The following is an 8,404-nucleotide window of genomic DNA, read 5'->3' as shown; positions in this document are numbered from 1 at the left end:
CTGATGATTAGGTCATAACTCTAGTATTTTATTCAGGGAGTCAAAAGGTGGATTTATCAAATAAAAATACGGCAAAAAACCTAGAAGCTGCTTTCGGCGGTGAATCAATGGCAAATCGTAAATATTTATTTTTTGCAGAAGTAGCTAAAGAGCTAGGTTTTAAGGATTTGTCAAAGTTATTTAAAGCAACGGCGAATCAAGAAACTGAACACGCTTTTGCTCATTTTCGTCTTATTCATCCGGAATTAGTTGTCACTGATGCTAGTAAATTGAGTGAAGAAGAAAAGAAAAAAATTGTTTCTCGTTGTTTAGAATTGGCAATTGAAGGTGAAACTTACGAATATACAACCATGTATCCTGAATTTGCCCAACAAGCTCAAATTGATAGAGATGAAACTGCACAAGCTGAATTTGAAGAACAACAAGCTGAATCTAAAGAACACGCTAGTATTTTCCGTAAAGCAGCTCAAAATTTCGGGTTTTTAAGTAGCATTGAAAATCACCACGCTAATCAATATACTGAAGCATTAGAAAGTTTAGACGGTAAAGAAGCACCAGTGAAAGCAGTTAGTGATGATCCTCAAACTCGTAAATGGATTTGTCGTCAATGTTCGATGATTTATGATCCTGTAGTAGGAGATCCAGACTCTGGAATTGTTGCTGGTACTATCTTTGAGGATATTCCTGAAGATTGGCATTGTCCTATTTGTGGCGCACAGAAAAAACTTTTTGTACCTTACAAAGAGTAGGGAATTAGGAATTAGGAATTAGGAATTAGGAATTACAGGAAAGATGCTTATCTTACAATTACTAATTAATTATTACTTCTTCTGTTCTCCTCTTCCCCTCTTCTCTTTATTGTTCTAATTTTTATCAATCTTTAACAAGTTATTCCCTTCAAAACTATAAATAATGATTCTTTCTACTGAATATCAACAACGCCGTCAAAAATTGATGAAGACTATCGGCAAAGGTGTCGCTATTTTTCGTAGTGCACCTCAATCCGTAATGCACAATGATGTTGAATACGTTTATCGTCAAGAGAGTGATTTTTATTACTTAACAGGTTTTAATGAGTCAGAAGCCGTAGTAGTTTTCGCTCCTAACCACAAAGAACATCAATTCATACTTTTTGTAGAGCCTAAAGATTTAACTAAAGAAATTTGGACAGGTTATCGTATCGGAGTTGAGGATGCAAAAATTGTTTATGGTGCTGATATTGTCTATCCTATCAATGAATTAGATGAAAAATTACCTGAATATTTAGTTACCGGCGATCGCATTTACTATCAGTTAGGTAGAGATTTATATTTTAATGAGAAAATTATCAGTCATTGGCAAAAATTGATTGCGAGTTATCCGAAAAGAGGTAGTGGGCCTGTCGCTTTAGAAGATTCTAATTTTGTTTTACATCCCTTACGATTAGTCAAAAGTGAAGCCGAAATTGCCATGTTGAGAAAAGCAACGGAAATTTCCGTTAAGGCACATCAACGAGCGAGAGAATTTGTGCAACCTGGACGTTATGAGTATGAAGTACAAGCAGAAATAGAGCATACCTTTAGACTTTTAGGAGGTGATGGTATGGCTTATCCTTCCATCGTGGCATCAGGAGAAAATTCTTGCATTTTACACTATATTGACAATAACCGCAGAATGGAAGCCGGAGATTTGTTATTAATTGATGCAGGTTGTTGCTATGGCTATTATAACGGTGATATTACCCGTACTTTTCCCGTAAATGGTGAATTTACCCCTCAACAAAAAGACATCTATCAATTGGTATTGTCAGCACAATTACAAGCCATTGAGCAAGTAAAACCGGGTAACACCTATAATCAATTTCACGATAAAGCTGTAGAGGGGTTAGTAGAAGGTTTAAAAGAATTAAAATTACTCGAAGGGGATAGTAAAGAGATTATTGAGGGTAAAAAATATGAACCTTTTTATATGCACCGTACTGGCCATTGGTTAGGTTTGGATGTTCATGACGCTGGTAGTTATAAAAAAGATAGCGAAAATTGGGCTACTTTTCAAGTGGGTAATGTAGTAACCGTCGAACCAGGTATTTACATTTCACCTTATATTAAACCAGTAGAAGGACAACCAGAAATCCCTGATTACTGGAAAGGAATTGGGGTAAGAATTGAAGATGATGTCTTAGTTACCGAATCTGGCAATGAAGTTTTAACCATCGGTATTGAGAAATAATGAATAGTGAAAAATAGGTTTGGTAGCTATATTGTGTGGTTATCACTATCATTAGTTAAACTTCCATTGAGAAAAGTTAGATTATAGTAAAGTCAGGTTATTTTTCAATATGGAGTATATTAACCACTATGGAAAGCAATACTATATTTAATCTTATTCAACAAAGTTTTAGAACTGCCGTTGGTGCTACTGCGTCTGTGGTAGAAACTCTCCAAGACAATCAAAAACGTAGCCAAATTTTCTCAGATTTCAATAGGGAATGGCAACAAAAATCTCAAGAATGGGCTGAAAAAGGCACAATCACTGAACAAGAAGCTCGAAAAATTATCGAACAATTTTTTAAAGGCTATACCAGTAAAACTAGTAATTCTGATGAAGAGACTGGAGTTAAGTCTGAAGATAACCAAAGTAATGGTATCCAAGAACTTACCAGAGAAATTGTTGCTTTAAGAGAAGAAATACAAAAACTTAATGTATCGTAATTTGTATCAAAGATCAAGGGGTGAATAGTCAACCCCTACATTTTTGTTTCTACAATCACTAATCATTATCCCAGTTTTCGACCCCCAATAAATCACCTATACGATCACGTAAAAGAAAATCTTTTTCTTCTAATTGTTTTTCTACAGATAACCATTCTCTAGGGGGAATATAGTTGGCAAGACTATAAATCGGTTGATGACGGCTAATACTACCCCTTTCTAATAAAGCTCTAATTTCGTCACGGATAAAATCAAGGGTATAACGGTAAGAATAAGTGGAAGGTAAGGTATAAGTAGTCATAAGTAAGTGATAAATCAAATTAAGATACATGAAAAAATAAATCTTTCAGTTAAATTCTATACCGTTTCTTTAAGAAGTCGCAACAAATTCTTGACAAATATTCGATAATGGTATCCTTTGATACCGAATAAGTAATGGTTGATGGGTATATATTGTTCAACCACCCCATCCATCACTAAGCAAAACTAGGTTTAAATAATAAATAAATACCAATTAATACGCCGAAAACGTTTGGTATCCATGCCGCCATAAAAGGTGAAATAAGCCCAATTAATCCTAGACTGCCAATAAAAAAACTAATGAAATAATACCCAAAAACGATCGCTACACATAAACCAAAACTTGTGGCTTTATTAGCAGTATTTGGTAAACTACCTAATGATGATCCTACTAAAGCAAATATGATACAAACAAAGGGAAAAGCAATTTTTTGGGCTGTACGAACTTGAAACATTAAGACATTTTTTTCATCTCCTAATAATCTTAATAATTTAATATATTCTTCTGATTGAATAATATTCATTTCATAAGGATCTCTACTTTTTAGAGCTAATTCTAAAGGAGTTTTTGATAAAGCAAATTGCATTTCTTTGAAAAAAGATTCTGTTGCAACTAAAGGATTTGTTTTGACATCATAAATGATTCCATTAAATAAATCCCATACCTGTTGTTGATTATTCCATGTGCCTTTTTCTGAAATAATAACTTTATTTAGTCCTTTTTTTTCTGTGTCTAAAATAGTTAAAGACCGCATATTTTCTCCGTCAAATCTTTGGGCGTAAAATAAAGTTTTTAATTGTTTATAATTATTGCCATTATCTGCTTTTACTTCTATATATTCAGGATAAAAAATATCTTTTCTTAATAAAAATTGCCTTTGTTCGTTTAGTTGTTCTACTAAAATTGTGGTAGCCTGATAATTAGCATTAGGAACAATCAATTCATTAAAGATAAAGGTTAACAATGTGATAATTAAACTTAAAATTAAAGCCGGAGTAACTAACCGAAAAAGACTAATGCCACAACTACGCAAAGCGATTAATTCACTATCTTTACTCAAACGGCTATAAGTAATTAAAGTGGTTAATAACACAGAAATAGGCAATCCATAAGCAATATATTCTGGAATTTTTAAGCAAAAAATTTGCACCGCAGAAATAAAAGCTAAATCGGAGTTGACAATTTTATAACTTAAATCTGAGATAGTGCCTATGGTTACTCCTAAAGCTGAGAAAATTCCCACACTAAAGAAAAAAGGAGTTATTAACTCTCTAACTAAATAGGCATCCATTATTGATAGTTTAAAATTCCGCATTAAAGTTAAAATGATAATTTTTATTTATCAAAGTTTGACTTACCTAAATCTGTTTTTCAATATATCATTAACTTTATTCTTAATTCCTGATTCTTAATTCCTGATTCCCAATTTCTCATCATCCAATGCAATTATTTCTCCATAAGCATTTAAGTTGATGAATTTTTGAGCTGCTTTTTGTATATCTTCCGTAGTTAAATTTCTGATTTTTTCGGCATATTCTAAAGCGGGAGTAATGCTTTTTACCTGTGAATAATAATAACCATATAAATTAGTGCGATCGCCCGGTTTTTCACTTTGGAAGATAAATTGATTAGCAACAATTTGGCATACCCGATTTAATTCTGCCTGAGTTACTCCATTAGTTTGAATTTCAGCCAAATGATTAAGAATAATATCTTTGACTAAAGGAATATTTTTTTGAGACAATTGTGCAGAAACAGAAAAAGCACCTTGTATTTGATGTGTCATATTATTGGCAGAAATACGAGTAACTAAATGGCGATTTTCTCTTAAATCTCGAAATAATCTGGATACTTTTCCTTGTCCTAAAATTACCGCTAAAACGTCTAAAGGTAAAGTTTCTGAGAAATTATTTAATCCAGGTACACGCCAAGTTAAAATTAAACGAGATTGTTGTAAAGATGTGTCGGTATATTCCTCCGTGATAATTTCCTTAAAAGGTGACTCTGGTTGATATTTTACTCTCTCTGGTTGTAAATTAATTTTCTCAATGCTTAAAGAATCAATTATGCTTTGTGTCAATTTTTCTACAGGTAAATTTCCCACCGCTACCACCGTCATTCCTGAAGGTTGATACCATGAATGATGAAAAGATTGCATCTGCTGATAAGTCAAATTTTCAATAATTTCCCTTGTCCCTAAAATGGGTCGATGATAAGGTAAATTAGGAAACACATTCTTCATCATCTTTTCGGATACTTTTCGACGGGGGTTATCGTGCGATCGCCGGATTTCTTCTAAAACTACCATTTTTTCTCTATCAAATTCAATGGAGGGTAAAAGAGGATTCAACACCAAATCTAACTGTAAAGGAAGAATATCCGCAAAATCTTGAGGGGCAGAGGTAAAATAAAAATGAGTATATTCCTGACTTGTCGCCGCATTAGTCACCGCACCTTTAGCTTCCAATAAACGTTCAAATTCTCCACTAGCTAATTTAGTACTACCTTTAAAGATCATATGTTCTAAAAAGTGAGCCATACCATTAATATTATCCGATTCTATGGCAGAGCCGACATTAAACCAGATATTAAGGTTAACAGCAGAAACGGGAATTTGTTCAGTAATAATAGTTAAACCATTCGGTAATTTAGTAATATTAGGACAATGAACGCCATTAGGTCTAACTAAAGTTGAAATCATAGCAGATTTTAGCTCGATGTTTAAGTTACAATCCCCATTGTATAGTAAAAAATAATAGGAATTTTGAACACCTTGATTCAAATACCTAATTTTTCAAGAGTAGAAAAGCGATTACCATAAAACTCATTAGCAAAATTTTCAATGTAAGTAAGATTTTCTTCTGGAGTTTCAATAATGTAGTAACGGATTTATCCGACATTTTCCTAGAATATAATCCATATCTATTAAATCACAAGGCTTTAAATACCACTTTTTGGTAGAATCGTGAAATATAGAAAAATATCATTATTATTATTTGCCTCCAACAGGAATTATAAAAAAATATAACATGACTGCAATTACCTCTCATCAAAAAGCCAAAGCCTTAAAACCCGGTAGTCGTCGCCCGGCGAAAGATTTGTGTAGTGAATGTGGGCTGTGTGATACTTATTATATCCATTATGTAAAAGAAGCCTGTGCTTTTATTAATCAACAAATCGCCCAATTAGAAGCGAATGCCCACGGGCGTAGTAGAGATTTAAACAATGAGTATGATGTTTATTTTGGTGTCCATCAGGATATGATGTCAGCAAAGAAAAAACAACCCATCGAAGGGGCTCAATGGACGGGTATAGTTAGTACTATCGCCTGTGAAATGTTAACTCAAGGGCTAGTAGAAGGGGTTGTATGCGTTCAAAGTAGCGAAAATGATCATTTTCAACCTAAACCCATTATTGCCACCACTACAGAAGAAATTTTAGGAGCAAGAGTAAACAAGCCTACCCTATCGCCTAATCTATCGGTTTTAGAGCAGATTGAACAATCAGGTATGAAACGATTATTAGTCATCGGTGTTGGCTGTCAAATTCAAGCCTTACGCGCGGTGGAAAAAAAATTAGGGCTTGAAAAACTCTATGTTTTAGGTACTCCTTGTGTTGATAATGTCACTCGTGCCGGGTTACAAAAATTTTTGGAAACTACCAGTAAATCTCCTGATACCGTTATTGCCTATGAATTTATGCAGGATTTTCGAGTACATTTTAAACATAAAGATGGTAGCGTCGAAAAAGTACCTTTCTTTGGCTTAAAAACCAACCAATTAAAAGATGTTTTTGCCCCTTCTTGTATGACTTGTTTTGATTATGTCAACTCTTTAGCAGATTTAGTTGTCGGTTATATGGGGGCACCTTTCGGTTGGCAGTGGATTGTGGTGCGTAACCAAACGGGTAAAGAGATGCTAAATTTAGTTAAAGATCAACTTGATACTCAACCTGTCATGTCAAAAGGCGATCGAAAACAAGCAGTACAAAATAGTATTCCCGCCTATGATAAAGGGGTAACATTACCTATGTGGGCGGCACAATTAATGGGTGTAGTAATTGAAAAAATTGGGCCTCAAGGATTGGAATATGCTCGTTTTTCCATAGATTCCCACTTTACTCGCAATTATCTCTATGTTAAGCGTAATTACCCTGAAAAACTAGCGGATCATGTACCTGATTATGGCAAAAAAATCATATCTCAGTATAAATTACCAGAATAAGAATGAAAAATCAAGGTTTTGAGGTTTTTTATATACACATAAAACATAAACTGTGGTAAAAAAATAAGGTTAAAAATACTAATTATGACTAGACAGATTTTAACAGGATTTGGTTTTTTTATTGGTATCAGTTATCCTTTTTTAGCTGTAAAATTTTTAGCCGAAAATAAAAAGTTATGGCAATATTTAATTATTCCTATAATTATTAACTTTGCTGTGGGAGTTACTACTTATATTTTATTATTAAAACCCAGTTTAAAACTATTTGATTCCATTACGAATGAACTAGTTATTGGGGCTGATAACGCTATTGATAAATTACCTGAATGGTCATTTTTTTTGATTTATATAATAATTTTTTTTACCACATTATTAAAAGTAACTTTATTCATTTTGTTATTAATAGTAATAGGTTTTATTATCACTCAATTTGGCTCAATCTTAGGATCACCTTGGTATGGTAAATTATCAGAACAATTAGAAATTTTACGCACTGGCAAACTAGAAATAATTGAGTTAAATATCTTTTCTGATATATTTAGAGCAATTTTATTTGAACTAAAAAAGTTATTCTTAATTATCATTCTCAGTTTACCCTTATTTTTATTTAACTTTATCCCTATGGTGGGAAATATAGTTTCTTTTCTGGGCAGTATCAGTTTAACAATGACGATTATTTGTTTAGATTTTTTTGATGCTACTTTAGAAAGAAAAAGATTAAGATTTAGAGAAAAATTAAAATTTGTTAGAAAAGGATTTCCAACAACCGCAGGTTTTGGTTTAATCTGTTTAACTTTAATGAGTATTCCTTTTCTTAATTTAATTACCATTCCCATTTGTGTTTGTGCTGGTACTTTATTAGTTTGTGATCAACTAGCCCTAAACTAATATCAATCGTAGCTTGAAATATAGCTACTTTTTTCGTTTTAATCCCGATTCCGAAGGGGTTTTAATATCAAGTTTGATTAAATAATTATAGTAAAATTTCTCGCAAAGAGAGCAAAGACGCAAAGTTTCATTATTAGTTATGGGAAGCTATAATCAGCCAAATAACTAGCACCCGTTAAATTAGCATCCGATAAATTATTATTATCTACAGAAATTAACGGGTGATGAATTTTTGTTTTAGTTGGTGGTTTTGGTAATTGCTACAATCTTGTGTAACAAAAGCTACTTATCTTACATCATAC

The 8,404-nt window shown here is 32.9% G+C and carries 8 protein-coding genes; 5 read left to right on the top strand and 3 right to left on the bottom strand.

Annotation, left to right across the window (positions count from 1 at the left end; genetic code table 11):
• Positions 1-47 precede the first annotated feature (47 nt).
• The 3 genes from FWJ34_RS19495 (at position 48) to FWJ34_RS16115 (ending at position 2,690) form a co-directional block, all read left to right on the top strand.
• Positions 48-749 (top strand): rubrerythrin family protein, encoded by a 702-nt coding sequence (locus FWJ34_RS19495; protein ID WP_315862524.1) that lies wholly within the window; start codon positions 48-50, stop codon positions 747-749.
• 163 nt (positions 750-912) lie between these two features.
• A complete protein-coding gene (locus FWJ34_RS16120; RefSeq protein WP_308256367.1) occupies positions 913-2,208 on the top strand; it encodes an aminopeptidase P N-terminal domain-containing protein in 1,296 nt (431 codons plus the stop codon).
• Between the two features lie 128 nt (positions 2,209-2,336).
• Positions 2,337-2,690, top strand: coding sequence for a hypothetical protein (locus FWJ34_RS16115; protein WP_308256366.1), 354 nt, complete (start codon positions 2,337-2,339; stop codon positions 2,688-2,690).
• A gap of 58 nt (positions 2,691-2,748) precedes the next feature.
• On the opposite strand, the gene FWJ34_RS16110 is transcribed toward FWJ34_RS16115, so the two are convergent.
• The 3 genes from FWJ34_RS16110 to FWJ34_RS16100 form a co-directional block, all read right to left on the bottom strand.
• Positions 2,749-2,991 carry a DUF4327 family protein gene (locus FWJ34_RS16110; RefSeq protein WP_308256364.1) on the bottom strand — a complete coding sequence of 81 codons (243 nt, stop codon included), beginning with the start codon at positions 2,989-2,991 and terminating at the stop codon, positions 2,749-2,751.
• Between the two features lie 175 nt (positions 2,992-3,166).
• Positions 3,167-4,282 carry an LptF/LptG family permease gene (locus FWJ34_RS16105; protein WP_308256363.1) on the bottom strand — a complete coding sequence of 372 codons (1,116 nt, stop codon included), beginning with the start codon at positions 4,280-4,282 and terminating at the stop codon, positions 3,167-3,169.
• Positions 4,283-4,399: 117 nt separating this feature from the next.
• A complete protein-coding gene (locus FWJ34_RS16100) occupies positions 4,400-5,692 on the bottom strand; it encodes a pitrilysin family protein (protein ID WP_308256362.1) in 1,293 nt (430 codons plus the stop codon).
• Positions 5,693-6,020: 328 nt separating this feature from the next.
• Between FWJ34_RS16100 and FWJ34_RS16095 the strand changes: the two genes are divergently transcribed.
• The gene (locus tag FWJ34_RS16095; protein ID WP_308256361.1) at positions 6,021-7,214 is read left to right on the top strand and encodes a Coenzyme F420 hydrogenase/dehydrogenase, beta subunit C-terminal domain; all 1,194 of its coding nucleotides are present in this window, start codon (positions 6,021-6,023) and stop codon (positions 7,212-7,214) included.
• Positions 7,215-7,298: 84 nt separating this feature from the next.
• The gene (locus FWJ34_RS16090) at positions 7,299-8,102 is read left to right on the top strand and encodes an EI24 domain-containing protein (RefSeq protein WP_308256360.1); all 804 of its coding nucleotides are present in this window, start codon (positions 7,299-7,301) and stop codon (positions 8,100-8,102) included.
• Positions 8,103-8,404: the final 302 nt, after the last annotated feature.

It is taken from the genome of Geminocystis sp. GBBB08 (assembly GCF_016743215.1).
Lineage (GTDB): Bacteria > Cyanobacteriota > Cyanobacteriia > Cyanobacteriales > Cyanobacteriaceae > Geminocystis.
This window is presented reverse-complemented; position numbering and strand designations above follow the sequence as displayed.